The sequence below is a fragment of the Neisseria sp. MVDL19-042950 genome (genome assembly GCF_030504625.1).
In the GTDB taxonomy this organism is placed as follows: Bacteria; Pseudomonadota; Gammaproteobacteria; order Burkholderiales; family Neisseriaceae; genus Neisseria.
In genome coordinates this window covers 26227-49650 of sequence record NZ_JAUKWH010000011.1, presented here as the reverse complement: position 1 = coordinate 49650, position 23424 = coordinate 26227, and the positions used below count along the sequence as shown (strand labels likewise).

29 protein-coding genes are annotated in these 23424 nt (G+C 52.0%); 11 read left to right on the top strand and 18 right to left on the bottom strand.

Annotation, left to right across the window (positions count from 1 at the left end; genetic code table 11):
* Window positions 1-42 precede the first annotated feature (42 nt).
* The 11 genes from Q0X97_RS09680 to hisH all read right to left on the bottom strand — a co-directional run bounded on the left by Q0X97_RS09680 (window position 43) and on the right by hisH (window position 6929).
* Window positions 43-366: a histidine triad nucleotide-binding protein gene (locus tag Q0X97_RS09680; protein WP_085362480.1), complete on the bottom strand. Its 324-nt coding sequence runs from the start codon at window positions 364-366 to the stop codon at window positions 43-45.
* Between the two features lie 225 nt (window positions 367-591).
* Window positions 592-915 carry a phosphoribosyl-ATP diphosphatase gene (locus tag Q0X97_RS09675; protein WP_302066600.1) on the bottom strand — a complete coding sequence of 108 codons (324 nt, stop codon included), beginning with the start codon at window positions 913-915 and terminating at the stop codon, window positions 592-594.
* 17 nt (window positions 916-932) lie between these two features.
* Complete coding sequence (locus Q0X97_RS09670; protein WP_302066601.1) at window positions 933-1316, bottom strand: energy transducer TonB; 384 nt, start codon at window positions 1314-1316, stop codon at window positions 933-935.
* Between the two features lie 37 nt (window positions 1317-1353).
* Window positions 1354-1752, bottom strand: a complete 399-nt coding sequence (gene hisI, locus Q0X97_RS09665; RefSeq protein ID WP_302066602.1) for a phosphoribosyl-AMP cyclohydrolase — start codon at window positions 1750-1752, stop codon at window positions 1354-1356.
* A gap of 94 nt (window positions 1753-1846) precedes the next feature.
* A complete protein-coding gene (locus Q0X97_RS09660; protein WP_302066603.1) occupies window positions 1847-2311 on the bottom strand; it encodes a copper resistance protein NlpE in 465 nt (154 codons plus the stop codon).
* Between the two features lie 47 nt (window positions 2312-2358).
* Window positions 2359-3117 (bottom strand): sulfite exporter TauE/SafE family protein, encoded by a 759-nt coding sequence (locus Q0X97_RS09655; protein WP_302066604.1) that lies wholly within the window; start codon window positions 3115-3117, stop codon window positions 2359-2361.
* 303 nt (window positions 3118-3420) lie between these two features.
* Complete coding sequence (locus Q0X97_RS09650; RefSeq protein ID WP_302066605.1) at window positions 3421-3966, bottom strand: CreA family protein; 546 nt, start codon at window positions 3964-3966, stop codon at window positions 3421-3423.
* A 58-nt stretch (window positions 3967-4024) separates the two neighbouring features.
* Window positions 4025-4792, bottom strand: coding sequence for an imidazole glycerol phosphate synthase subunit HisF (gene hisF / locus Q0X97_RS09645; RefSeq protein WP_302066606.1), 768 nt, complete (start codon window positions 4790-4792; stop codon window positions 4025-4027).
* 231 nt (window positions 4793-5023) lie between these two features.
* Window positions 5024-5341 (bottom strand): hypothetical protein, encoded by a 318-nt coding sequence (locus Q0X97_RS09640; protein ID WP_302066607.1) that lies wholly within the window; start codon window positions 5339-5341, stop codon window positions 5024-5026.
* 107 nt (window positions 5342-5448) lie between these two features.
* Entirely contained in the window at window positions 5449-6189 is a 741-nt protein-coding gene (hisA, locus tag Q0X97_RS09635; RefSeq protein ID WP_302066608.1) for a 1-(5-phosphoribosyl)-5-[(5-phosphoribosylamino)methylideneamino]imidazole-4-carboxamide isomerase, read from the bottom strand.
* 95 nt (window positions 6190-6284) lie between these two features.
* The gene (hisH, locus tag Q0X97_RS09630) at window positions 6285-6929 is read right to left on the bottom strand and encodes an imidazole glycerol phosphate synthase subunit HisH (RefSeq protein ID WP_302066609.1); all 645 of its coding nucleotides are present in this window, start codon (window positions 6927-6929) and stop codon (window positions 6285-6287) included.
* A 395-nt stretch (window positions 6930-7324) separates the two neighbouring features.
* On the opposite strand from hisH, the gene Q0X97_RS09625 reads away from it, so the two are divergent.
* The 8 genes from Q0X97_RS09625 (at window position 7325) to Q0X97_RS09590 (ending at window position 13732) form a co-directional block, all read left to right on the top strand.
* The gene (locus Q0X97_RS09625) at window positions 7325-8002 is read left to right on the top strand and encodes a response regulator transcription factor (protein WP_302066610.1); all 678 of its coding nucleotides are present in this window, start codon (window positions 7325-7327) and stop codon (window positions 8000-8002) included.
* 17 nt (window positions 8003-8019) lie between these two features.
* The gene (locus tag Q0X97_RS09620) at window positions 8020-9396 is read left to right on the top strand and encodes a HAMP domain-containing sensor histidine kinase (protein ID WP_085390271.1); all 1377 of its coding nucleotides are present in this window, start codon (window positions 8020-8022) and stop codon (window positions 9394-9396) included.
* A 202-nt stretch (window positions 9397-9598) separates the two neighbouring features.
* Window positions 9599-10345, top strand: coding sequence for a DNA repair protein RecO (recO, locus tag Q0X97_RS09615; protein ID WP_302066611.1), 747 nt, complete (start codon window positions 9599-9601; stop codon window positions 10343-10345).
* A gap of 56 nt (window positions 10346-10401) precedes the next feature.
* Complete coding sequence (pdxJ, locus tag Q0X97_RS09610; protein WP_115133313.1) at window positions 10402-11133, top strand: pyridoxine 5'-phosphate synthase; 732 nt, start codon at window positions 10402-10404, stop codon at window positions 11131-11133.
* Window positions 11134-11184: 51 nt separating this feature from the next.
* Window positions 11185-11562, top strand: a complete 378-nt coding sequence (acpS, locus tag Q0X97_RS09605) for a holo-ACP synthase (RefSeq protein WP_085362504.1) — start codon at window positions 11185-11187, stop codon at window positions 11560-11562.
* Window positions 11563-11656: 94 nt separating this feature from the next.
* The gene (locus tag Q0X97_RS09600) at window positions 11657-11929 is read left to right on the top strand and encodes an ACT domain-containing protein (RefSeq protein ID WP_302066612.1); all 273 of its coding nucleotides are present in this window, start codon (window positions 11657-11659) and stop codon (window positions 11927-11929) included.
* Between the two features lie 12 nt (window positions 11930-11941).
* Window positions 11942-13303, top strand: a complete 1362-nt coding sequence (locus Q0X97_RS09595) for a PFL family protein (RefSeq protein WP_302066613.1) — start codon at window positions 11942-11944, stop codon at window positions 13301-13303.
* Window positions 13304-13390: 87 nt separating this feature from the next.
* Window positions 13391-13732 carry a hypothetical protein gene (locus tag Q0X97_RS09590; RefSeq protein WP_367881750.1) on the top strand — a complete coding sequence of 114 codons (342 nt, stop codon included), beginning with the start codon at window positions 13391-13393 and terminating at the stop codon, window positions 13730-13732.
* 102 nt (window positions 13733-13834) lie between these two features.
* On the opposite strand, the gene Q0X97_RS09585 is transcribed toward Q0X97_RS09590, so the two are convergent.
* The 4 genes from Q0X97_RS09585 to Q0X97_RS09570 all read right to left on the bottom strand — a co-directional run bounded on the left by Q0X97_RS09585 (window position 13835) and on the right by Q0X97_RS09570 (window position 16330).
* A complete protein-coding gene (locus tag Q0X97_RS09585) occupies window positions 13835-14137 on the bottom strand; it encodes a HigA family addiction module antitoxin (protein ID WP_367881747.1) in 303 nt (100 codons plus the stop codon).
* A gap of 10 nt (window positions 14138-14147) precedes the next feature.
* Complete coding sequence (locus Q0X97_RS09580) at window positions 14148-14426, bottom strand: type II toxin-antitoxin system RelE/ParE family toxin (protein WP_302066615.1); 279 nt, start codon at window positions 14424-14426, stop codon at window positions 14148-14150.
* A 157-nt stretch (window positions 14427-14583) separates the two neighbouring features.
* The gene (locus Q0X97_RS09575; protein ID WP_302066616.1) at window positions 14584-15360 is read right to left on the bottom strand and encodes a ferredoxin--NADP reductase; all 777 of its coding nucleotides are present in this window, start codon (window positions 15358-15360) and stop codon (window positions 14584-14586) included.
* Window positions 15361-15457: 97 nt separating this feature from the next.
* Window positions 15458-16330, bottom strand: coding sequence for a YicC/YloC family endoribonuclease (locus Q0X97_RS09570; protein ID WP_302066617.1), 873 nt, complete (start codon window positions 16328-16330; stop codon window positions 15458-15460).
* 100 nt (window positions 16331-16430) lie between these two features.
* Here Q0X97_RS09570 and rph point away from each other — a divergent pair, with 100 nt between their 5' ends.
* Together rph and deoC are read left to right on the top strand one after the other, a co-directional pair.
* Entirely contained in the window at window positions 16431-17159 is a 729-nt protein-coding gene (gene rph / locus Q0X97_RS09565; RefSeq protein WP_302066618.1) for a ribonuclease PH, read from the top strand.
* 106 nt (window positions 17160-17265) lie between these two features.
* Complete coding sequence (gene deoC / locus Q0X97_RS09560) at window positions 17266-17931, top strand: deoxyribose-phosphate aldolase (RefSeq protein WP_302066619.1); 666 nt, start codon at window positions 17266-17268, stop codon at window positions 17929-17931.
* Window positions 17932-18036: 105 nt separating this feature from the next.
* Here deoC and Q0X97_RS09555 read toward each other — a convergent pair whose 3' ends face one another.
* The 3 genes from Q0X97_RS09555 to Q0X97_RS09545 form a co-directional block, all read right to left on the bottom strand.
* Window positions 18037-19251, bottom strand: a complete 1215-nt coding sequence (locus Q0X97_RS09555; RefSeq protein WP_302066620.1) for an MFS transporter — start codon at window positions 19249-19251, stop codon at window positions 18037-18039.
* Window positions 19252-19515: 264 nt separating this feature from the next.
* Window positions 19516-20889 carry an ABC transporter permease gene (locus Q0X97_RS09550; protein ID WP_302066708.1) on the bottom strand — a complete coding sequence of 458 codons (1374 nt, stop codon included), beginning with the start codon at window positions 20887-20889 and terminating at the stop codon, window positions 19516-19518.
* Window positions 20775-21983: an ABC transporter permease gene (locus Q0X97_RS09545; RefSeq protein WP_302066621.1), complete on the bottom strand. Its 1209-nt coding sequence runs from the start codon at window positions 21981-21983 to the stop codon at window positions 20775-20777. The genes Q0X97_RS09550 and Q0X97_RS09545 overlap by 115 nt, the downstream gene beginning before the upstream one ends.
* A 378-nt stretch (window positions 21984-22361) precedes the next feature.
* Here Q0X97_RS09545 and Q0X97_RS09540 point away from each other — a divergent pair, with 378 nt between their 5' ends.
* Window positions 22362-23402, top strand: coding sequence for an endonuclease/exonuclease/phosphatase family protein (locus Q0X97_RS09540; protein ID WP_302066622.1), 1041 nt, complete (start codon window positions 22362-22364; stop codon window positions 23400-23402).
* Window positions 23403-23424 lie beyond the last annotated feature (22 nt).

The following is a 23424-nucleotide window of genomic DNA, read 5'->3' as shown; positions in this document are numbered from 1 at the left end:
AATAAATATAGAAATGTTTTTCAGACGGCCTCCACCTTATGTTCAGGCAGGCCGCCCCATAATGTGGATATGCAGGTGAAACACTTCCTGCCCGCCGCCTTTGCCCGTGTTGATTTGGGTTTTGAAGCCGTCGCTAAGGCCGTTGGCTTCGGCGATTTGCGGCACTTTCATCATCATTTTGCCCAACAACGCCTCATGCTCGGGCTTGGCGTGCGCGAGCGAATCGAAATGCACTTTCGGAATCAACAGCAGATGCACGGGCGCGGCGGGGCGGATGTCTTTGAAGCACAGCATGTCGTCGTCTTCATACACGATGCCGGCGGGGATTTGCTTATCCACGATTTTGCAGAAAATACAGTCAGTCATCTCAAATACTCCGAAAATATAGCCGAAAACCCAATCCTCTGCACACAGCGGCCGACCTTGCGGCGTAACACATATTCAGTTTTGGGGTGCAAACGGCCGGCCTGTTTTCAGACGGCCTCGGTTCGATATTGCCGTTTGCCTTCATATAATTATAAAAGAAAGGCCGTCTGAAACCGAATCTTTCAGACGGCCTCCGCATCGTTTCGGGTGGATTTTAATACAAATTCAGCTTTCCTGCCGCGCCGCCTTTTCCGCCAGCCCCGACAAACCCTGCCTGCGCGCCAGTTCGTTTAACACCTCTTCAACGCGCAAGCCGTGATGCGCCAGCAACACCTGCGTGTGAAACCACAAATCCGCCACTTCGTAAACCAGATGCTCACCGCCTCCGTCTTTCGAAGCCATCAGCACTTCGCCCGCTTCTTCAATCACTTTTTTCAGGATTTTGTCTTCGCCTTTGTGCAGAAGCTGGGCCACATAAGACGTTTGCGGGTCTTGGCCTTTGCGGGAATCGATAACGTTTTGGATTTGGGTTAAAACTTGGTCGGTCATATCTTTATCTCGGTTATTTATTTAGAAACACTTTCCACATTTTGAGGCGGTTCTTCTTCTTCGTCTATTTTGAATGTAAATGGAATGAAATATTCCGTCCATTTTTCCGTTTCAAAGCGCCCTATCCGAGCTGCCTTTTCTGCCGCTTTGTCCAGCTGTTCATGTCCGCTGGATTCCAGCAATTTAATTTCCATCACCCTGCCTCCGGGTGCAACTAACACAGACAGTATCACTTTACCTTCCATCTTATTTTCTATTGCAATAGGAGGATACTGTGGGCGAATGATATAACCTTTTGCTTTTTTAGATATTTTTGTCGGTAGGGGAGATTGTGCAGTTGCAAATGTACTCACACACATACATACAATCGCCCATCCCAAACTTTGCAAATACTTTTTCATCTTATTTTTTTGGTCCTGTTATTTTCGGATAGGCATATCAACCGTGCGTATGCCCGTAAATCTCTTTTTCGTCTTTCAATACCGCATCCACAATCTGCCATTCATCATCTCGCCACACGCGGTAAAAGCAGCTTTCGCGGCCGGTATGGCAGGCAATGCCGCCGGCTTGGTTTATCAGCATAATTACCGCATCGCCGTCGCAATCCAGACGCAGCTCGTGCACTTTTTGCGTATGCCCCGACTCTTCGCCTTTCATCCATTGTTTTTGACGCGAACGGCTGTAATAGTGGGCGTAGCCGGTTTCGGCGGTTTTTTGCAGCGCTTCGGCGTTCATCCAAGCCACCATCAGCACGCGCAGGGTTTTCGCGTCTTGTGCGATGGCGCAGACCAAGCCTTTTTCATCAAATTTAACGGCATCCAGCAGTGGGTTCGGCATGTTTGTTGACTCCTTTTTCAGACGGCCTTTTATTACCGGCTTTCTTGTACGATATTTTTAAGGTTGATGATTTTATCTTATATCTAATAGCTACTCACTGCCCGGGCACAAAACTGCCGGTTTTCGCCAAACCGCAGATTTTTCCTTTGCTGTCGGGATAGGCTTTACCGTCGTTGCCGCGCATTTGCAGGCCTTTTTCGTGGACGAAAAACACCATATTGCCGCCCGCCGCATCCAATTGCAGCAGGCCGTCGTCGCGCCAATGGAAAGTGCCGCGTTTTTCAGACGGCAATACGCCGGCCACTCTGCCGACGTGTCGGGTAGTCAGGCTGTAATGCAGATTATCGCGCAAAACGATGGTGGCTTCGATGTAATCGCAGTCGGCGCAAGGCAGTTCGCCCCGATAGATGCCGACCCAAGAAGCCGAATCTTTGGCGGCAACTGCGGATAAAACTTCGCGTTCGGCTTGGGGCCGGCTGCTGCTTTCGGGCGTGCAGGCCGTCTGAAATACGGCTAAGGCAAGCAGAATAAAGCGGTAGGATTTTGTGTTCATGTTCATGAGCTTATCTTTTGAAACCTGAGCCCTTTGTTTTCAGACGGCCTCATCTACTTCAAAAACGCTGCGGCTACGGCCACAACCGTCATCACAAACAAAATCGTGCGCAAGGTGTTGGGCGAAAGTTTCAACGCAATTTTCACGCCGATCATTGAGCCGAGTATATTGCCGGCCGCCAGCACGAGGCCGACATCCCACCAAATCTGCCCCTGCACGATAAATACGGCCAAAGCCACAATGGTAAACGCCAGCGTGCATACCAGTTTCAAGGCATTGGCGCGCAGCAGGTTGTAGTGCAATACGCCCGCCAATACGGGCAGCAGAATAAACGCGGTGCTTGCCTGCACAAAGCCGCCATAAATACCGACCGCAAACAGCAAAACCGCCGCACCGCGCGTGTCGGACACTTTGCGTTCCTGCACGTTTTGCGGCGGCAACAAAAGCTGCGGTTTGAGAAAAGTGAGCGTGGCCACGCCGAGAATGCAGACGAGCAAGGCGGGTTTCAGAATCTGATTGGGCAGCACTGAAGCCAACACCGAACCGACCAAACCGCCCGCCACCATCGGCAGCAAAATGCCGTGCAAATCGTGCGTGGGCAACGCGCCGGCGTTTCTAAACCCGCGGATACCGGTGAGCGACTGGAAAAAAATGCCGACGCGGTTGCTGGCGTTGGCAATATCGGGCGGCACGCCGAAGGCCATCAACAGCGGTAGAATCAGATTGGAACCGCCGCCGGCTAAGATATTGATGATGCTGGCCAAAATGCCCAGCGTGGCAATCGCCAGATAGTGCCAGAGGGTGAGATTCATGCTGTTCCAATCTGTTTTGGCTTCGCAGAAGCCTACGGTTTTCAGACGGCCTTAAGTTTATAAAATAAACTTATTTTTTATCATCTAGTCAATCAAATTAATTTTTAATACAAGGCAGCAAGCCGAAGACAGTACAGATAGTACGGCAAGGCGCAGCAACACTGTAGTAAAAGTTAAGTTGATTGACTATAGTTCCGTCATACTCGGGCTGGATCCGAGTATCTCGGATTCCAGTAATCTTATGAAGATGCTCGGGTCAAGCCCGAACATGACGAACGTACTCTTTTAAAGTTTATTTGCTGTTTATTTTTGGGTAAGCGTAACGATGCATGAACCGTGAATCTGCTGGTTCGGCTGCACGCTCACTTTGGCAGCGTCCAGCGGAGCGCCGGTGTAGCAGGAGAAAGCGTCCATCGAATTTTTCGGCGAACCTTGAATCACTTTGTCGCTGTACACCATGTATGAAAACACTTTGCGCGCGGGGTCATAGTAGCGCATCACTTGCAGGGTTTTGAAAATAAAGCTGGAGCCTTTTTTGAAAATCTTTTGCGGCTTAGCGACTTCGGCTTCGTTATAGCTGATTTGCGGCGCAGTCTGCACGCAGGAAACGGAAGCGTCGGACGCGTCTTCTTCCAAGTTCACCGCTTCTTTCAAGCCGCCTTTTTTGGCGTAGGAAATATAGCAGGTAACGCCTTTAATCTGCGGATCATCAAACGCATGAATCTCAATGCGGTCGTTTTTGCCGAGCATGTTGAACACAGTGCTGGCCTCGCCGATTTTTTCGGTATTGCCGCCGCCGCACGCGGCCAGCAGGGAGGACATCAATACAATTGGAATGAACTTTTTCATATCGGTTTCTTTCTTTTCAGACGGCCTCAACGGTTGGGAGGCCGTCTGAAAGTGAATATTACAAACGCACTTCGATACCCGCTGCGCGCATGGCTTCTTTGGCTTCGCGGATGCTCACTTCGCCGAAATGGAAAATGCTGGCAGCCAGCACGGCATCGGCTTTGCCTTCTTTCACGCCGTCAATCAGGTGCTGCACGTTGCCCACGCCGCCGGAGGCGATAACGGGAATATCCACCGCTTCGCTGATGGCGCGGGTAAGCGGCAGGTTGAAGCCGATTTTGGTGCCGTCTCTGTCCATACTGGTGAGTAGAATTTCACCTGCGCCGCGCGCCTGCATGTTTTGTGCCCATTCGACCGCATCAATGCCTGTGGCTTTGCGTCCGCCGTGGGTAAACACTTCCCAGCGGGTGTTTTCGGGGTTGACGGCTTTGGCATCAATCGCCACCACAATCGCTTGCGAACCGAAAAAGCCGCTGGCTTCGTTAACCAAATCGGGGTTGGTTACGGCGGCGGTGTTGATGCTGGCTTTGTCGGCACCCGCATTGAGCAGGCGGCGCACATCGGCTACGGAGCGCACGCCGCCGCCGACGGTAAGCGGGATAAACACTTGCGAGGCGACTTCTTCAATCACATGCAGAATGGTGTCGCGGTCGTCGGAAGAAGCAGTGATGTCGAGAAAGGTCAGCTCGTCGGCACCTTCGTCGTTGTAGCGTTTGGCTACGTCAACCGGATTGCCGGCATCGCGCAGGCCGACGAAGTTGACACCTTTGACAACGCGGCCGTTGTCCACGTCCAAACAGGGGATAATGCGTTTTGCTAATGCCATGTGGTTGGTTCCCAAAAGAATACAGGCTGCTTTGAGCAGCCTGCCGGTTGAAATCAAAACCTGCCTGAGGTATGTGTGTCGCACCGGCAAATTATGTAGGCCGAAACCTCTGTAAAAACGTCTTTTGCGACACATTCCCGCATTACGGATTGCTGTAATGCCTGCGGTTTTTTACAAAGGTTTCGGGCCGTCTGAAAACGGGTGTAGGCCGGTGCAGTTAACGGGTTGCGGTTAGGCAAATAGTCCCGCTGCCACTTTGGGTATATACTCGGCCAGTTGGTAGTAACCGATCGCCGAAGCCGCCGCCATGACCAGCGTACCCATAAAGCTGTCTGCAAAGCGGTTTACGATGCCGAATACGCAGGCTACATAAGCCCATAAAACAGCTATTGAAATAAACCAGGCACCATCGATATGCGGTAACTCAAAAGTAATACCTGCTGAAATTAACACCGAAATGATTGTAAAACTCAGACTTTCACTGAGTGCATGAATATCACGGTTTGTCGACCACAACGTCCAAAACCCTAAAAGAAATGCTTGAAACATGGTTTTACCCCAAATATAAAAGTATTGTTATTTTAAAAAATCAGGGTTGCCGGTTGCCGGAAGTGTTTTTAGATTGTACCGGCATGCCTGATCTGCTGTGAAATATGTCAGGAAGCGAGAGAGTCTGCCAGTTGCTGCGCTTCGGCAAAATCAATGCTGCCTTCGTAAATTGCGCGGCCGGTAATGGCTCCTGCCACACCGCTTTTTTCTACCGCACACAAAGCACGTATGTCGTTCAAATCGGTCAGGCCGCCGGAGGCGATAACGGGAATGTTCACGGCTTCGGCCAACTTAACGGTGGCTTCGATGTTGACACCGCTCATCATGCCGTCGCGGCCGATATCGGTATAGATGATGCTGTTCACGCCGTCGTCTTCAAACTGCTTGCTCAAGTCGATAACGTGATGGTCGGTTACGGTTGCCCAGCCGTCGATGGCGACCATGCCGTTTTTGGCATCCAAGCCGACGATAATATGGCCGGCGAATTGTTTGCAGGCTTCGCGCACAAATTCGGGATTTTTCACCGCCGCCGTGCCGATAATCACATCGGTCAAACCCAAATCAAGATATTTTTCGATGGTTTCCAGATTGCGGATGCCGCCGCCGAGCTGCACGGAAATGTTTTTGGACACTTCTTGCAGAATTTCGGCAATGGCTTCAAGGTTTTTCGGCTTGCCTGCAAATGCGCCGTTCAAATCCACCAAATGCAGGCGGCGTGCGCCTTGCTTCACCCAGTGCAGGGCGGTTTCGGCGGGATTGTCTGAAAACACGGTGGCTTGATCCATCAGACCCTGCTTCAGGCGTACGCAGCGGCCTTCTTTCAAATCTATTGCGGGAATCAGTAACATATTGATTTCTTATTTCTGTTTGCAGGGATTTTCAGACGGCCCTTCAACAGGGATTTAGGCCGTCTGAAAAAAGAATACTCTACATTTTACACAACTTATCCGTTCCAGCGTAAAAAATTACGTAAGAGCAGAAGTCCGCCGTCGTGGCTTTTTTCGGTATGGAATTGGGTGGCGAATACGTTGTCTTTGCCGACGATGCAGGCAAACGGGTCAGGATAGTCGCTGGCGGCGAGCACAATGCCTGAATCGGCAGGGGCGAAATAGTAGCTGTGGACGAAATAGAAACGGGTGTCTTGGGCGATATCGTGAAACAGCGGGTGTGCTTGGGTTTGATGCACGGTATTCCAGCCCATGTGCGGCACTTTCAGCTTGTCGCCGTGTGCGTCGTGCAAATTGTTCGGGAAGCGTTTTACTTCGCCTGCAAACCAGCCCAGACCGGCGGTGTTACCTTCTTCGCTGTGGTCAAACAACAATTGCGCGCCTACGCAGATGCCGAAGAAAGGTTTGTTTTTGAGGCCGTCTGAAACCGCCTCGCCCAAACCGCTTTTTTGTAATGCGCCCATGCAGTCGGGCATGGCTCCTTGGCCGGGAAAGATGATTTTGTCGGCGGCAAACACATCTTCGGGGCGGTCGGTCAGCATGATTTCGGCAGAAATGTCGGCCAGATTGCGCGCGGCCTGTACGGATTTGAGTACGGAATGCAGATTGCCCATGCCGTAGTCGACAACGGCGACTTTCATATTGTTCCTTTCTGTAGATTGAGGTTTCAGACGGCCTCTTTATCTTATTATGGAAAAGGTTGCGTTAGGGCCGGTAGGTTTGCTGCTGTTTCGGTTTTTTATACGGTTGTTTGATGAAAAGCAGAAAGCGAAGATAGCATATCCGCCGCGGCCTTGCATATCAAACTCTGTTTGAAGTAAACGGCATGCATCGGGGTTTTCAAACCTATTTGCCGGCGGCGGTTCGGTTCAAATCACACGAAGGCCGTCTGAAATGTAAAGGCCGTCGGCCTCATTGCAAAAAAGCGCAAAAGCATAGAAATACACGCTATCAACAAAGCTGTTTTGCATGTTAAGATGCCAAATATTACACCGCCGAAAGGCGCAATATTCAAACCACCAAAAAAGGACAGGCCATGAGTCGCGTATTATTGGTAGATGACGATGCTTTATTGACCGAACTGCTTACCGAATATCTTACGGCAGAAGGTCTGAACGTACACAGCGTGCCCGACGGCGAAGCCGGCGTGCAGGAAATTCTTTCCGGCCAGTATGATGTAGTCGTGCTGGATTCGATGATGCCGAAAATGAACGGCTTGGATGTTTTGAAAAACGTGCGCAGCCAAAGCACCGTACCGGTTATTATGCTTACCGCCAAAGGCGATGACATCGACCGTATCATCGGTTTGGAAATGGGTGCGGACGACTATGTGCCGAAACCTTGTACGCCCCGCGAATTGCTGGCGCGTATCAATGCCATTTTGCGCCGTGCACAGCAAACGGGCGAGCAAAGCAGCAGCCCGAACAGCATTGCCGTGAGCGAAGTGGTGCTTTATCCGTCCAAACGTCAGGCAACGATTAAAGACATACCGTTGGAGTTGACCAGCACCGAATTCAACCTTTTGGAAGTGTTGATGCGTCATGCCGGTCAGGTTGTGAGCAAGGAAACTTTGTCGATCGAAGCACTTGATCGCAAGTTGGCCAAGTTTGACCGCAGCATCGATGTGCATATTTCCAGCATCCGCCATAAATTGGGCAATGCTTCGTTGATTCAAACGGTTCGGGGCTTAGGCTATTTGTTTGTTAAAAACTAACCGGAAACAGAAAATCAATGAAACTGTTCCAACGCATATTCGCCACGTTTTGCGCAGTGATTATCTGCGCCATATTCGTGGCGAGTTTTTCTTTTTGGCTGGTGCAGAACACCATTGCCGAAAACCAGTTCCAGCAGCAGCGTACCATCGAAACCACGCTGATGAGCAGCATGATTTCCGCGTTCAAAGTGCGCGGAGAACAGGGTGCACGTGAGATTTTGAGCGAGTGGAAAGAAAATCCGGTTTCGCAAAATGTGTTTGTGGTTACCGGCGACGACAGTTTGGATATTTTAAACCGGCCGGTTGACGGCAAAATGATAGAAGGTGCGCGCCGTTATGCCTTCGAGCATCCCAGCTCCGATTTGGCCCATGTCGAGTACGACCGTTGGGGGGAAGAATATCTGTTTTTCATCCGCGGTTGGGACAACCAACAGATACAGCGCCTGCCCAGCCCGCTGTTTATTCCCGGTTTGCAACTGGCTCCGATTTGGCATGAATTTATCATTCTCTCTTTCATTATTCTGGTCGGTTTGCTGTTGGCTTACATCCTAACCAATAACATTACCAAACCTATCCGCATTCTCGGCTTCGGTATGAACCGATTGGCGGTGGGCGATTTGGAAACCCGTATTTCACAGCAGATGGACGATCGCGACGATGAGCTTTCGCAACTGGCCGTGCAGTTCGACAAAATGGCGCAGCAGCTTCAGAAGCTGGTTGCCAAAGAACGCCATCTGCTGCATCACGTTTCCCACGAAATGCGTTCCCCGTTGGCACGGATGCAGGCGATTGTCGGATTGATTCAGGCCCAGCCGCAAAAGCAGGAGCAATATTTGAAACGCTTGGAAAGCGAGCTTACCCGTATGGATACGTTGGTGGGCGAGCTGTTAACCCTTTCGCGTCTGGAAACTTCCAACGTGCCGCTGGAAAAAGAAAATCTTGCTTTGGTTTCTTTCTTAACCCAGTTGGTGGAAGACAGCCAAAGTGTAGCCTTGCAAAACAATCAGAAAGTTACGCTGTCGATTGAAAAAGTACCCGATACGGCACAGTTGCTGGCCAACGAGAGCTACCTCTACCGTGCATTCGATAACGTGGTTCGCAATGCAATGGCGTACAGCCCGGAAGGAAGCGATATTAAGTTAAGGCTGTATCAGGACGCTAAAAACTGGCTGATTGACGTAGTCGATAACGGCCCGGGCGTGGATGAAATGCAGTTGCCGCATATTTTTACTGCGTTTTACCGTGCCGACAGCAGCGCGCAAAAACCGGGTACGGGTTTGGGGTTGGCACTAACCAAACACATTGTCGAGCAGCACGGCGGTAAAATCATTGCCGAAAACGTGAAGCCGAACGGTTTGAAAATGCGCTTTATCCTGCCGAAAAAGAAAAAGTAGCCTTACGGCGGTTCAAAGTTTTTCAGACGGCCTTTGTTTATCATTTTGAATATAACTAAACACCGTCTTTACCGCAGGCTTCAAGAGGCCGTCTGAAAACAGATTTCAGACGGCCTCTTTATATAGATTAACCGCCGGTTCCGCAAAGTCATGCTGCATTGATTCGGCTATAATAACGCACGTTTTATTTTATATTTTGAACATGGCTGCCCAAACCCACCGCATCAATCACGAACCCGCTTTTCTGCTTACCGCCAAGCCGTGGCGCGAGAGCAGTTTGTGGCTGGAAGTGTTCAGTCGCCGCTACGGGCGCGTGGCTTTGCTGGCACGCAGCGCGCGCAAACGGCAGAGCGAATTGCGCGGCGTGCTGGTGCCGTTTGTGCCGATGAGTGCCTCGTGGTATGGTTCGCAGGAATTGAAAACCCTGCACCGTGCCGAATGGCTGGGCGGTTGGCGGCAGCCGCAGGGCAGGGCGCTGTTTAGCGGTTTGTATGTGAACGAACTGGTGTATAAACTCACTGCCCGCGAAGATCCGCATCCCGCCCTTTACGATGCACTGCATACCGTGATGCAGACGATTGCCAACGAAGCCAACCATGTTGCCGCCTTGCGCCGCTTTGAATGGACGTTGCTAACCGAACTCGGTTTCGCCCCTGATTTGCACCAAGACGAACACGGCGAAGCAGTTACTGCGGAACGCCGCTACTGGCTGCGCCCCGAACACGCACCGCTGCCACTCGAGCAGGCAAACGGTTTGCTGCCGGCTGAGGCGGAAGGGATTGCGGTGGACGGCAGCAGCCTGATCCAGCTTCGTAACGGCGAGTTTGAAAACGGCGAAAGCATGCAGCAGGCACTGCGGCTTACCCGCATGCTGTTGGACTTCCGTCTGCCGGAGGGCATCAAATCGCGGCAGGTATTGCAGCAGATGCAGCAATTTCAGACGGCCTGAAGATGAAACCGCAACAGAAAGGCCGTCTGAAAAGACAAAACACGAAAGGATTTCCCATGTTGTTAGGCGTAAACATCGACCACGTTGCCACCCTGCGCAATGCACGCGGCACCATTTACCCCAGCCCGCTTGAAGCCGCGCTGATTGCCGAAACCCACGGCGCAGACTTGATTACCCTGCATTTGCGCGAAGACCGCCGCCATATCAAAGATGCTGACGTGTTCGCCATCAAACAGGCCATCCGCACGCGCATGAATCTGGAAATGGCCTTAACGGAAGAAATGCTGGAAAACGCTTTGCAGGTGATGCCTGAAGACGTGTGTATCGTGCCCGAAAAGCGCGAAGAGGTAACTACCGAAGGCGGCTTGGACGTGCTGGCGCAGCAAGACAAAATCGCCGAGTTCACCAAAACCCTCACCGATGCCGGCATCCGCGTTTCCCTGTTTATTGATGCCGATGAAGCCCAGATTCAGGCGGCACGCGATGTCGGTGCGCCGGTAATCGAACTGCACACCGGTGCGTATGCCGATGCCGAAACGCCGCAAGAGCGTCAGGCGCAATTGCTGCGGATTGAAGAAGGCGCGAATTTCGGCAGCGATTTGGGTTTGGTGGTGAACGCAGGCCACGGCCTGACTATCCACAACGTCAGCCCGATTGCCAAAATTCTGGCCATTCACGAACTGAACATCGGCCATTCGCTGATGGCTCAGGCAATTTTTATCGGCCTGCCCGAAGCCATCCGCCAGATGAAGGAAGTGATGTTCAGAGCACGCTCGCTGCCTTATTAATTAATTGAGACTGATTCAGGCCGTCTGAAATAACCATTCAAAGGAAACACCATGATTTACGGAATCGGTACCGACATCGTTGCCCTGAGCCGCATCGAAAAGCTGCATAAAAAATACGGACAAGCCTTTGCCGAACGCCTGCTCAGCCGTATCGAACTGCTCGAATATCCGCAAGCCGGTCGCCCCGTGAATTTCTTGGCGAAACGTTTTGCCGCCAAAGAAGCCTTTGCCAAAGCCGTCGGCACCGGTATCCGTTCGCCCGTCAGCCTGCGCAACATCGGTATCGGTCATGACGCATTGGGCAAACCCGAATTCCATTGCGAACCCGAACTGCAAAAATGGCTGAAAGAAAAAGGCATCAAGCGCGTGCATCTGAGCATGAGCGATGAAGAAGACAAGGTGCTGGCTTTTGCGGTAGCGGAGAAATAACGCCTTTATCTATATTTATTTTCAGACGGCCTCTTCCATACGCAGGCCGTCTGAAACCCGATTGCAAACTCAACTCGAAACAAGGAAACGCAACATGAGCAATTCAGTGATTACCGTAATCGGCAAAGACCGCGTCGGCATTGTGTACGACGTGTCTAAAATCCTCGCCGAAAACCAAATCAACATCCTCAACATCAGCCAACAACTGATGGACGATTTTTTTACCATGATTATTTTGGTGGACACGGCAAGATGCCCGAAAACGCGTCAGGAAATGCTGGATCTGTTTGCAGAAGAGAGCAAAAAACTCGCGCTCGACATCCGTATGCAAAACGAAGAAATTTTCAACGCCATGCACCGCATTTAAAGGATTGAAACCATGACGACCAGCATTCAATCCAGCGAAATATTAGAAACCGTGCGCATGGTGGCCGACCAGAATTTCGACGTGCGCACCATCACCATCGGCATCGACCTGCACGACTGCATCAGTGCCGACATCAACATCCTCAACCAAAACATCTACAACAAAATCACCCGCATCGGCAAAGATTTGGTGAAGACCGCGCAATACCTTTCCGCCAAATACGGCGTGCCGATTGTGAACCAGCGCATTTCCGTTACCCCGATTGCCCAAATCGCCGCGGCCACCCACGCCGATTCGTATGTAAGCATCGCCCAAACGCTGGATAAAGCAGCCAAAGACATCGGCGTATCGTTTATCGGCGGCTTTTCCGCATTGGTGCAAAAAGGCATGTCGCCGTCGGACGAAGTGCTGATCCGCTCCATTCCCGAAGCCATGAAAACCACCGATATCGTGTGCAGTTCTATCAATATCGGCAGCACACGCGCGGGCATCAATATGGACGCGGTAAAACTGGCGGGCGAAATCATTAAAGAAACCGCCGAAATCACACCCGAAGGTTTCGGCTGCGCCAAAATCGTCGTTTTTTGCAATGCCGTTGAAGACAACCCCTTTATGGCCGGTGCGTTTCACGGCGCAGGCGAAGCCGATGCGATCATCAACGTCGGCGTATCAGGCCCCGGCGTAGTGAAAGCCGCTTTGGAAAATTCCCATGCCGGAACGTTGACCGAAGTGGCCGAAGTAGTGAAAAAAACCGCTTTCAAAATCACCCGCGTCGGCGAATTGATCGGACACGAAGCCAGTAAAATGCTCGGCATTCCGTTCGGCATTCTCGATTTATCGCTGGCACCCACGCCCGCCGTCGGCGATTCGGTTGCCCGCATTCTCGAAGAAATGGGCTTGAGCGTGTGCGGCACCCATGGCACCACCGCTGCCTTAGCCTTGCTGAACGATGCCGTGAAAAAAGGCGGCATGATGGCCTCAAGCGCAGTAGGTGGCTTGAGCGGCGCATTTATCCCCGTTTCCGAAGACGAAGGCATGATTGCCGCCGCCGAATCGGGCGTGCTGACTTTGGACAAACTCGAAGCCATGACCGCCGTCTGCTCCGTAGGCTTGGATATGGTGGCCGTGCCGGGCAGCACTTCCGCCGCAACCATTTCCGGCATCATCGCCGACGAAGCCGCCATCGGCATGATCAACAGCAAAACCACCGCCGTGCGCATTATCCCCGTGCCGGGCAAAGACGTGGGCGACAGCGTAGAATTCGGCGGCCTGCTCGGATACGCACCGATCATGCCCGTGAAAGAAGGTTCGTGCGAAGTGTTCGTGAACCGCGGCGGACGCATTCCCGCTCCGGTGCAGTCGATGAAGAATTGATTGGTTTATATGGGTTAAGAGGCCGTCTGAAAATGTTTGAAAATGCTTTCAGACGGCCTTAGTTATTTTTAACAATGACAAAGGAGACTGGTAATGCAAAATCAACTTGAAGAAAAATTTCATGCAGCGATGCTGGCCATTTATGATAAAGCTTTGGATTTGAAAAAACCTTATCGAGCAACACGATTTAAGCAAATGGTTTTGGAGCAAGGTGGAAAAGCGGCTGCTGACAAGCTTTTGGCTTCTACCAAGCCGAGCGATGGATTTACAGAATTATTTATGTGCGGAGGAAAAGAAGCTCTTAAATTAAGCGTGGAGTATTTGGTTTTACAATCACCGTGGAATCAGCTTTTTACGCCTGAGCAGCTTAAAATTGCTCGTAAACGGCTTATGGATGTCGGTATTGCTCCACCGGAAAATGTAGATTAATAACAGTTGTAATGTTTGCCATAGAGGCCGTCTGAAAACGCTTTCAGACGGCCTCTTGTTTGATTTCAACTTAAAAATTGCCAAAGCCCATATTTCCCATTATCAAGCAGGTGAAGCTGTATAAGCGGGAGTAACCTCGGGTATGTTTTTCTGCATGGCCTGCCATAAGTCATAGTTGGCCTGTTGGTGCAGCCAGCTTTCAGGGCTGGGGCTGTCATCTCCCAGCCATTTATGCAGGCGGATGGCCATATCTGCGCTGATGCCTGCCTTGCCGTTTAGCAGGCGCGATAAGGTAACGCGGGAAACGCCCAGTTGCTTGGCAGCTTCGGTTACGCTCAAGCCCAATTCGGGCAGGATGTCTTCACGGATAACCTCCGCAGGATGGGGGGGATTGTGCATCAACATAATCTTGCTCCTAATGGTAATCCTGATAATCCACGATTTCGGCATGGCCGTTGTCCAGCTTGAAAGTAACGCGCCAATTTCCGTTTACTTTCACACTCCAATGATTTTTCAAATCGCCGGAAAGCGGGTGCAGATTCCAGCCGGGAATATTCATATCAGACGGCACGCTTGCCGCATTCAATCGGGCGAGGATACGGGCAAGTTTGGCGGCATGAGTAGCTTGTATGCCCGACTTGCTGCCTGTTTTGTAAAACCGTTCCAGCCCTTTGTGTTGAAAGGAAATAATCATGGTTGTATCGCTATTGTTTACGGCAATTGTATCGTTACTGTTTACACAGGGCAACTGTTATACAAATTGCTTGAGATAACACTTGTAATATTAAGGCCGTCTGAAAATGTCTTCAGACGGCCTCTTCAATAAGCATCAAGCGGTTTATCAAAGCCCGTTAAAACCCGTTTTCCATCATGATTTGCCCCGGAATGCGGTTGCGGTGCATAGTAAAACCCATGTCGAGCAGGGCTTGGAAGGTGTCTTTTACCATAGCGGGGTTGCCGCAGATCATGAAGCGGGTGTCGGCAGGGGTGAACTGCATATCGAATGCGGCGGCCAGTTCGCCGTTTTTTAACAGTTCGGGCAGGCGTTTGCCGAGTGCGCCTTTGGTGGTTTCGCGGGTTACAACGGGTACAAAAACCAACTTGTGGAAATGTTCTTCAATCAGCGGATGCTCGGCAAGGGCGGCGATGCGGTTGTTGAAAATCAATTCATCGGCATAAGATACCGAATGGGCAAGGGCGAGGTGGTCGAAACGCTGCCAGATTTCGGGTTGTTCCAAAATGGATAAAAACGGTGCGATGCCGGAGCCTGTGCAGAGCATTACTAAATCTTTGCCGTCGGGAAAGCGTTCGGGCAGCAGAAAGCCGGTGGCGTTTTTGTCAAGCAGGATGGCGTCGCCTGCTTTCATGGCGGCGAACTTGGCCGACATGGGGCCGCCTTCGATCAATACGGCGAAATATTCGAGGGTGTCGGCATATTCGGCGGAAACGACGGAATAGGCGCGCCAGATAAAGCCTTCGCCGTCACGGAAGCCTAAACGTGAAAATTGGCCGGCCGAAAAACGGTAGGCTTCGGGGCGGGAGATGGCGAATGTGATTAATTTGGGTGTGTGGTGTTTGATCCATAATACGGTTTCTTCCGTATATTTGGCTTCGGGTGAGGCGGCCATTGGGGTTCCGATGTTTCTAATGTTTTCAGACGGCCTGAATTATACCTAAAGGCCGTCTGAAAAATAACCACAGCTTTTTTGCGGGTTTGGCGGAATGTTATTCGATGTTTTGCACTTGTTCGCGCATTTGCTCGATAAGCACTTTCAATTCGACCGAAGCCTGCGTGCATTCAGAGGCGATGGATTTGCTGCCGAGTGTGTTGGCTTCGCGGTTGAGTTCCTGCATCAGAAAATCTAAGCGTTTGCCGACGCTGCCTTTGGCGGTGGTAACGATGCGGCGCACTTCGCCGATGTGGGTGCGCAGGCGGCTGAATTCTTCGTCTACGTCGGCTTTCTGCATAAATAGGGCGAATTCTTGCTGCAAGCGGTCGTTTTCAATGTTGGCAACGGCTTCTTGCAGGCGGGTGCGGATTTTTTCCATGTGTGCTTCGAGCAGGGCAGGGAAGAGCGTGTTGAGGTTGTCGACGATTTTTTCCATCACTTCCAAACGCACCAGCAGGTGTTGTTCCAGTTTTTCACCTTCGCGTTCGCGGGCGGCGGTAAAGTCGGTTAATGCCTGTTTCAAGAGGCTTTTCACTGTTTCGGCGAATGCTTCTTCATCTTCGTTCTGGCTGACCAACACGCCGGGGAATTTGAGAATGTCGGCCACGGTGAGTTTGCCCAGTTCTTTGTATTCTTTGCGCCATTGTTCGTTGAGTTTGGCGAGCCGGCCGACCAATTCCTGATTTACGTCCAGCCCTTGCGCACTTTGGCCGATGTCTTGAACTTGGATGCGGCATTCGAGTTTGCCGCGGGCTGCTTGGGCGGCGATGGTTTCGCGCAAGGTGCTTTCCAGATAACGTAAATCGTCGGGCATGCGGAACTGTACGTCGAGATAGCGGTGGTTGACGGCGCGGATTTCCAGATTGATGCGTTTGCCGCCGCATTCGCCTGCGGCATTGGCAAAGCCGGTCATGCTGTGGATAGTCATGGTGTTTTACTCCGTTTTAAAAAATATCGAGTGAAATCTTTAAAAATATACCACAAACCGGCGTGTTATAATCCGCCGGTTTGATATCGGAGGAATTTTTATGACCGCCTACACCCGCACTTCGCGCCCCGCCGATGCTTTGCGCAATATTAAAATCACGCCGAATTTTTTGCCGCATGCCGACGGTTCGTGCCTGATTGAATTCGGCAATACCAAAGTTATCTGCACGGCTTCGATCGATGAAAACCTGCCGCCGTTTCTGCGCGGCAAAGATCAGGGCTGGGTAACGGCGGAATACGGCATGCTGCCCGCTTCCACTGCTTCCCGTATGCGTCGCGAGGCCGCTGCGGGCAAACAAAGCGGCCGCACGCAGGAAATCCAACGTTTAATCGGCCGTTCGCTGAGGGCGGTGGTCGAATTGGAAAAACTGGGCGAGCGTCAGATTTTGATTGATTGCGATGTGATTCAGGCCGACGGCGGCACGCGCACGGCTTCGATTACCGGTGCGTTTGTGGCCTTGCAGATGGCGGTTAACAAACTTTTGGAGGCCGGTATGCTGATGCAAAACCCTATCCGCGAAGCGGTGGCTGCCGTGTCGGTGGGCGTGGTCGGCGGCGTGCCGTTGCTGGATTTGGATTACCCCGAGGATTCGGGTTGCGACAGTGATGTGAATATCGTTATGACCGCTTCGGGCAAAATCATCGAAATACAGGGCACGGCGGAAGGTGCGCCGTTCAGCGTCGAAGAGCTGGGCGCGCTGATTGCGTTGGGACAAAAAGGAATTGCCGAATTGGTGCGGTGTCAGCAACAGGCTTTGGAGGCCGTCTGAAAAGATGTTTTCAGACGGCCTTTGGAGTTGTCTTCGGGAAAACGGTTGAGTCTGCTTGCGATAGGGCGTATCGTTATAAATATGTTAACGAAATGAGGATGAGAAAATGGAAGTGGCCCGATACATAGATCACACGCTGCTTAAAGCCGTTGCCCGTCAGGAAGACATTCGGAAGTTGTGCGACGAAGCCAAAGCGCACGGTTTTTTTTCGGTATGTGTGAACGGTGCCAATGTGGCGTTCGCCGCAAGCCAAGTGGCCGGCAGCGGGGTTAAAGTGGCGGCGGTGGTCGGTTTTCCCTTGGGGGCAATGGCGAAAGAGGTCAAGGTTTTTGAGGCGACGCAGGCTGTGAAAGACGGTGCCTCGGAAATCGATATGGTGATCAATATCGGGGCGTTAAAAAGCGGAGACTATGACTTGGTGGAGCAGGAAATCCGCGAAATCAAACGGGCCATCGGCAACAATGTGTTGAAAGTGATCATTGAAACTTGTTATTTAAGCGACGGGGAAAAAACCAAAGCGTGCGAGCTTACCGTCAATGCCGGTGCCGATTTTGTGAAAACTTCTACCGGTTTCGGTACAGGTGGAGCAACGCCGGACGATGTGGGTCTGATGAAAAAAGCGGTTGGCGGCCAAGCCCAAGTCAAAGCCAGCGGCGGCATAAAAAATTTGGCCGATGCGCAAAAATACATCGAAGCGGGTGCAACGCGGTTGGGCACAAGCTCGGGTGTGGAAATCGTGCAAGGTTTGCAGGCCGAAGAAGGTAAATACTGATAGCGGCTGTTACATTTCAGGCCGTCTGAAAATAATGTTTCAGACGGCCTGATTGTTTTTGCAGCCGGTAACGGTTGGAGCCGGCCGGGCGGGATTGCGGCCGAATCAGTTTGCCGGTTTGCGGTAAGTTTCGGGCAGCAGATACACGGCCAGCAGATACAGGCAGGAGCAGGAGAAATAGAATACCAGCGATGTCGTCCAGCCGGTGTGGTCGAGTATCAGGCTCCATAAGAAATTCAGGATTGTATAGAGGCTGTAAGCCAATGCCCAAATCAGGCCGAACATGATGGTAATCCGTTGCGGCGACATATCGGGCAATTCATGCGGCAGGTTGAGGAAAACGGGGTATTGCATAAACATGATGCAGCCCGAAACGAACATCAGCGCATAAGCGGCGGCAGGCATGGCCTGCGCCGTTACGAAGGCCGCCGCCATTGCGCCGATCATGCCGACTCCCGCCAGCAACAGCACGGGGCGGCGCGCACGCTCCAGTTTCACACGCATCATAATCAGCGTGCCGAGGATGCCGCCTCCGCTCACCGCAAGCAGCATCATGCTTTTATTGATGGTGTCGACATGCTTGGGGAATATCGCGGGAAGGCTGGTTAAAGACATCACATACAAAAACAGATAACCGCCGAAGCCCAAAGAAATTTTCCAGATAAACGGATCGGCCAGAGCCTGTTTGTAGCCGTATTGTTTTCCCGAACCGTCGGAATGGCCTGCGGTGTCGAAGTTTTCGGCTTTAACCAACCATAAAGTGAAGAATATAACGGTCAGCAATGCGATGGCGGACAAGGTTACGCGCCAATCGGCGTGCAGCTCGTCGGACCAAAGGGTAAACAGAATGGCGATAATGAAAGCACCGATGTTGTAAGACGCGGTAATCAGTGCGCTATACGTCAGTTTATAGTGCTGGCTGACGAAGCGGGCGACAATCGGGTTCATATACACCATAATCATCGAACCGCCCAATGCCATAATCATCCGCGCAACGGTATAGAGCCAATAATTCGGCAGCCAAATTGCAATCAAGGCGAAGCACAGCAGCCCCAGTGCCAGCGTTACTGCTTTTTTCACGCCCAGCTTAATCAGAAAGTAAGCCGCCAAAAAATTCGCGAAAATTCTGGCGATGGTGATGGTGTAGTTGATGACTTGGCCTATAACGGAAGAAACGTGGCCGTCGAAATAGGTGTCCAGAATTTGCGGGCTTAAGGTCGACCCGCCTACCCAGCTTGCGGCAAAAGTAATATATGCCAGCAAAAGAATAAAAAACATGCCGATGCCGGTTTTCTGGCTCACTTGTTTGGTTGTTGTCATAAAAATCTCGAAGGTGTGTAAGGTGTGTGAAATAAAATTCTTGAATTCTAGCACAAAAGCAATAAATTTCTCTTATTAACTTTATTGCGATATAAAACCCCAATAATGCGGAAAACGATGCAACTTAATGATTTTATTTCCTTTTCATAAGTTTTCCGATGATTTTTGCCGATTATCGTTTCAGATTTTTATTGTTTTAAAAAAGACAAGGCCGTCTGAAATTTTTCAGACGGCCTTTTTGTGCGTGTAAATTGTTCGGGCGTTTCAAGGGTGCGGAGCAGGGGAGCGGTGTGTTTTCACATACCACAGCAATATGGACAAATAACCCGCCAGCAATGCCGACAACACCAGCAGCAGATACGCAGCATCGGCAAACGGCGTGCCGATTTGGTTGAAGCGCACCGAAGCCTGAATGCCCGCCGTGCTCGGAATCAGCCAGCGCAACCACTGTAACGGCAGCGGCAGCAATTCGGCAGGCCAAGCATAGCCGCTGAGAAAAAACATCGGAATCGACGTGAACATCAACAGTTGCAAAGAACGCTCGCGTTTCTGAAACCACAGCCCGAACAAACAGCCGAGCGTGGCAACCGTAGGCGCGAACAGCAGTGTGAACGTCAACATGCCGCCGATATTCTGTCCGCGCCCGTAGTCTTGGATATAAAACACCCAGCCGAAGTAAAACAGCGACATCAGCCAGCCCATCACCGAAAGCGCGGCAATTCTGCCCGCCCACGCCTGCATGGTGGCGTATTGCCGTTTCTGTTCGCGCCATGTGCCCACCAACAGCGCCGAACCCATCATCAAAAGCTGCTGCACAATCAGCACCGCCACGCCCGGCACGACATAATTGCCGTAGCCTTGAGTCGGGTTGTATTGCACCTGCATCGCAAACGGTATCGGATTTTGCGCGGCAAAGGCTTGTTCCGAAGTCATGCCGCCCGCTTGCAGGCGTTTGATTTGAATGCCTGCCGAAACCGTGCCGACCACTTCGGCAAAACCGGTTTGCACTTCTTTGCTGACTAAGAGATAACTGCCGTTGGCCAACACCCCCGCCCGTGCGGGACGCTGCATCATCACATCGTTTTTCAAACCGGCGGGCAGCACCATATAGCCGCCGATTTCCCCTTTCCACAAGGCTGTTTTCGCATCGTTCTCGCCGGGCATCACCCGAACGTCCAAACGCGGGCTGGCTTCTGCCATACGGATGATGCGCTGCGACAAAGTGCTTTTGTCGTAATCGACGATTGCCGCCGGAATCCGCCGCGCCGCCTGCGTGCTGTACGGCCACGGATAGAAAAAGCCGTAAAGCACAGGTGCGATTGCCAACATCAGCAGCACGCCTTTGTCAGAAAAAATGCTGCGGACGGTGTCGATAAATGCGGCGGTGAAGATTTTCTGTTTCATGGTTCGGGAAAGTTTTGCAGTTTGTTTTTTGATACGAGACAACAAGGCACAGCAGAAACAAAGTTTATTGGCCATCGTGTTTTCAGACGGCCTCCAAGCTGAAGAGGCCGTCTGAAAAACTATCGTGCGCCCCAACGTTCGGGCAGACGGTAGGCGCGTTGCGACAATTTGGTTGCAACCGACAACAGCAGAACTGCGGCCAATGCCGACCACAACAGCGGCGCGGCCGACCATTGCCACGGTATGCCCATTTCCAGCAACCCTTGCTGTAATTCCAGATAATGCGTGAGCGGCAATATGTCCGACCAATTCCGTGCCCATTGGGGCATGGCGATACGCGGAAACGCAATGCCCGAAAAGGCGAAAGCAGGCGCGGTAATGAAGCCGGTGGTAGACAGCCCCATACGCAGCGACATCGGCAAAGCGGTGGCGATCACGCCCAGCCACAACGACACCAGCATCATCAAACACAGCCCTAAAAATGCGGCCAGCCACGACAACCCGCCGACATCATGCGTTTGCGCCAGCAGCCACAACAGCATGCCGCTCCATACGGTAAAGGCCAATGTCGGCCACAGCAGCTTGCCGCACAAAGCGGACATGGCATCGCCAAAGCGGATATGGCCGTCTTTCAGACGGCAGCCTGCCGCCGTCAGCCAATCGTGCAGGCTTTTATCGCGGATTTCCCGTCCGAAAGCCACCGCACCGGCGGTCATGGCCAAAATGTGCAGCAGCCCCGGAATCAGCGTGGCGGCCAGAAATTGCTGGTAGTCGGTGGAAATATTGAACAGCGCGGAAGTGCTCGTGCGTATCGGGCTGAACGTATTTTCCGCCTGTTGCGGCGAAGCGCCGCGTTTGTTGAGGGCTTTCATTTCTACCCCCGCCGAGAGCGTGCCCGCCACGGCCTGCACGTCGCGCACCAATACGCCGGAAAACGAACCGAACTGCCCGTTGAGCTGCAAAATCAACGGCGAAGCCCCGCCTTGCTTGAGCTGTCGGGAAAAACCGTCGGGAATCACCACCACGCCGTATACGTCGATTCTGTCCAAACCCTGTTGCGCAGCGCGTTCGTCGGTGTAAGTCTGCGCCACTTTCAAAGCCGGTGCGCCGTCGAGATAACGCACCACTTGGCGCGATAAGGCGCTGTGGTCTTTATCCAGCACGCCGACCGGCAGATCGGTGATGGCCGCGTGGGCAAACATCCACCACACCAGCAATACGCTGGCAAGCGGCAACCACAGCAGCAGCGAAAGCTCCCAGCGTTCACGGCTCAGATAGTGCCATTCCAAACGCGCACTTTGCCAAAAGATGTCGGTGAGTTTATTCATAGGTATCTTGGTTTTTCAGACGGCCTCTTCAGCTTGGAGGCCGTCTGAAAATCATTCTTGTCGCAAATAAAGCTGAAAATCCGATTCGTGTTCATATTAACTTTTTTCAGACGGCCTGTTTTTCCCTGTCGAAACAAGCAATCTACCTGAAAAAGCAATCAAAAAATCATATCATCAATACCATCTTACCGCACGAAACAAATTAAACTATCTATTCGAAACAAATAGCCGGGCCAATTCGGGATTGATATAAAACAAGGCCTTCTGAAAATCGGCCCTTTTCCGTCTGCAAACAACTTTCGTCTGCATAAACAAAGTGATAAATTTGAAATATACGCAGGAAAACCCAACACCCGACAACCGCCCCGAGGAGAAATCATGGCTTACTACGCCGGACTCAAAAGAGTCAAAGACACCTCCGCCCGCCACCGCACCATCGAAGGCCTGCAACGCCTGCGCCGAGCCTTGGCCGAACAGATTCCCACCCGCACCGTTTCCGACACCCTGCTGCTTGCCACATGGAACATCCGCGAGTTCGATTCCGGCAAATACGGCTACCGCAGCGAAGAAGCCTATTACTACATTGCCGAAATCCTCAACCATTTCGACCTTATTGCCATCCAAGAAGTGCGCGACGGCCTCTACCCGCTGCAACACCTGCAACGGCTGCTCGGCGACAACTGGCAGTTTCTCGTTACCGACGTAACCCTAGGCACGTCCGGCAACTCCGAGCGCATGGCCTATCTCTATGACCGCCGCAAAGTCAGCTTCACCGGCTTGGCCGCCGAACTCGTACTGCCCAAAGACAAAAACGCCGAACAAGAACCCTTGCAACTCGCCCGTTCACCCTATGTGGCAGGCTTCAAAGCAGGCTGGGTCTACCTCACCCTCGCCACCGTACACATCTACTACGGCAAAGGCGTGGCCGTCGATCCGCGCCGATTCGACGAAATCAAATCATTCAGCCGCACCATCGCCAAACACGCCGCCAAACTTTCCGGCGCACCGCAATACCAACCCGGCGCAGAAGTGAAGCCCGACAACCTCATCATGCTCGGCGACTTCAACATCTTCAACCGCAGCGACGTAACCATGCAGGCGATTACTGAAGCCGGATTCGTCGTTCCCGAAGAACTCAAAACCATCCCTGGCTCCAACGTCGCCAAAGACCGCCACTACGACCAAATCGCCTACTACAAACAGCTTGCCAAACTCAAGCCCACCGGACGCGCAGGCGTATTCGACTTCTTCGAACACGTTTACCGCTTGGAAGACGAAGCCGCTTACGCCCAAGAGCGCGAAACCAAGCCCGGCCGCAGCTTCAAAGACTGGCGCACCTACCGCATGAGCGACCACCTGCCGATGTGGATTGAATTGGGGATTGACGACAGCGATACTTATTTGAGCGGATTGAAATAGTTTTTAAAAAGCCGAAAGCAAG